1 protein-coding gene is annotated in these 1,801 nt (G+C 50.6%); it reads right to left on the bottom strand.

What is annotated here, in order from left to right; genetic code table 11:
- The coding region (gene bchH, locus NZ772_18400) for a magnesium chelatase subunit H (GenBank protein MCS6815528.1) at positions 1 to 1,801 on the bottom strand (1,801 nt) is incomplete at both ends.

Raw genomic sequence — 1,801 nt, 5'->3', positions numbered from 1 at the left:
GTCATCGATATTTCGACCCAAGGCATTGGCAATAATCCGAGGTAAGCCGACAATCCCGTCTTCAGGACGATCTAAGCTAGCAATGTTGACCAGAGTGGCGATCGCTTCCTCGGCTGTCGGTGGTTTACCAATCACATGCAAACCACAAGGCAACAGTCGTGACCCAATTTCCATCAGCTTGGCATAGACCTTACCCACCAGAGTATCCCGCTGTTCAGCAGTCCAGTCCTTCGCATCTAGAGATACATCATCTGCTACCTGCAACTCAGGAATATCCTTGTCAAGATTCACAAGGCGGCACTTGTCTATGATGGAATTGAGGATAGAAACCCCTCGTCCTGTATCCTTCAGGGTTTGATACGAGGCAATTAGATCACTGAGTTCTCGCAAGCCTTTGTACAGACCAGCATTCTCTGCAGGGGGTGTAAGGTAGCTGATAGTTTCGGCATAGCTCCGACGCTTGGCGATCGTTGCTTCGCTGGGGTTATTAGCCGCGTAGTAGTAGAGGTTGGGGATTGTACCAATCAAATTATCGGGATGACAAGCTCCAGAGAGACCAATCTGCTTTCCGGGCATGAATTCTAGAGAGCCGTGGGTGCCAAAGTGCAATACGGCATCAGCTTGCCAAACATGTTCCAGATAGGTGTAGTAAGCTGCAAACCCGTGGTGGGGGCTAGCCGAGCGTGAGAATAACAAGCGCATAGGGTCGCCCTCATAGCCAAAGGTCGGCTGCACACCAATGAACACATTGCCAAAGTGCTTGCCATAGATCAACAAGTCTTGACCATCGGTATTCAAGTGACCCGGTGCAGGCCCCCAAGACTTTTCCACCTCTGGGTAGTAAGGTGTAAGCCGCTCGTATTCTGGCACCGACATCCGATAGGCAATGTTGAGTTCAGGGCTGCTGTACTGAGCTTGGGCATCGTGGAGCACCTCCAGCATCAGTGCTTCTGGGGAATCGGGTAAATCTTGAACATCATAGCCATTGTGCTGCAAGGCTTCTAAGACTTTGTAGATAGAGCCAAACACATCGAGATAGGCAGCCGTTCCCACGTTGCCCTTATCCGGGGGAAAGCTGAAAACGGTAATCGCTAGCTTTTTCTCTAGCTTGGGCTTGCGACGCAGATTTGCCCACTTGAGAGCACGTCGGGCAACAGCTTCAATGCGGTCTTGCAGGGCGATCGCCTTGCCAGTCATGCCATCCCGCCCTGATAAAATGATTGGCTCAATTGCCCCATCTAACTCTGGTAAGGCAATTTGGAGTGCCACTTGAATAGGATGTAGCCCTAGATCACTATCCAGCCATTCTTCCGTAGTTTGGAACACTAAGGGCAGTGCCACAATGTAAGGGCGGTTAAGACGCTTCAGAGCTTCAATTGCCTTGGGATGATCTTGCCGTGCAGGGCCACCGACTAACGCAAAACCGGTAAGGGAAACAACCACATCTACAATTGGTTCTCTAGCGCCAGCCCGATCGTCATAGAAATAAGCATCCACTGGCTTAGAAAAGTCCAGCCCCCCAGCAAACACTGGGATGACCCGTGCACCCATGTATTCCAGTTCTTGCACCATGGCTACATAGTGGGCATCATCCCCTGTCACCAAGTGAGTACGCTGGAGTACAAGACCAACACAGGGAGCTAGTGGATCCTTAAGATCTGCTTCAATATCCCGTCGTCCTTGATGCCAGGCTAAATAGTCCTTCACATCCTCAAACATCTTAGGAGCCATGGGATGCCAAATCCCCATATCTGGGTAAGTGACAGGATCTGCATAGCTAAGGTTGATAGGGATATCACTA

The sequence above is a fragment of the Cyanobacteriota bacterium genome (assembly GCA_025054735.1).
Taxonomy (GTDB): Bacteria; Cyanobacteriota; Cyanobacteriia; order SKYG9; family SKYG9; genus SKYG9.
The sequence above is the reverse complement of the archived record's forward strand: the minus strand, read 5'-3'. Positions and strand labels throughout refer to the sequence as shown.